This window comes from Bartonella queenslandensis AUST/NH15 (assembly GCF_000312585.1).
Lineage (GTDB): Bacteria > Pseudomonadota > Alphaproteobacteria > Rhizobiales > Rhizobiaceae > Bartonella > Bartonella queenslandensis_A.
This window is the reverse complement of sequence record NZ_HE998268.1, coordinates 1-806: the sequence shown is the minus strand read 5'-3', so window position 1 is coordinate 806 and position 806 is coordinate 1. Positions and strand designations below refer to the sequence as shown.

Here is an 806-nt window from a genome sequence, read left to right as displayed (position 1 = left end):
TTACGCAAAGCTGATCTCGTGCGTCTTTTAAAACTTCACTCAATACAAATTGACCGATTGTTGGATTTAAACCACGCAACAAAATTAGATGCTTTAGAATCCACTCTCCATATTCTCGGAAAAGCAATTACAATTGGTATTAGCGATGCCGCTTAAAATTTATTTATAAATATTAAGCAGTATAGGAGGGAAAGAAAATGACAGGTCCAGAAATATTAGATGCCGTGTATATGATATCAATGATAGTTATATCACTCTTGACTATAGCGTTTTGTTTGCCTGCCGCCTTTTGATTTTCATTAATATTTTGTAGATTATATGTAATTATACGCTTTTACAAAAAAATCTAGAGTGAGAAATTTCTCCATATTGGTGAACTAAATATTAAGCTCGTGACGGGCTGCTGTTGCCAAAAAAGCAGATCTTGTTAAACCTCTTTCTTGTGCACAATTATCAATTGCACGCAAAAGCCCTCGTTCAATTGATATATTTGTACGTACGACTTCTGAATCATTTTCAATAAAAGGAACCTGTATTAAAAAAGCTCCTTCTGATAAGGCTTTTTTGATAGCTTTCTGTTGTATCACTTCTTCAAATTTTAAGGGAACAGGCACTGTATCCATATCTTCACAGTAAAGTTGCAAAGCTTCGGTTGCATTGATGATAAGATTTTCTTCTTCATCAGCAGCAGAGAATAGACCTTCAAAATCAGGAAATTGAACACCAAAAGCAGAATCTTCATCTTTATGAACAAGAGCAAAAAATCTTTTCATTTTTCTTCTCCTTTTTGTAACCATCCTGCTTGT

General features: G+C 34.0%; 1 protein-coding gene. It reads right to left on the bottom strand.

The features are described 5' to 3' along the window. Positions 1–377: 377 nt before the first annotated feature. A complete protein-coding gene (locus BN338_RS10160) occupies positions 378–773 on the bottom strand; it encodes a type II toxin-antitoxin system HicB family antitoxin (RefSeq protein WP_039762104.1) in 396 nt (131 codons plus the stop codon). Positions 774–806: the final 33 nt, after the last annotated feature.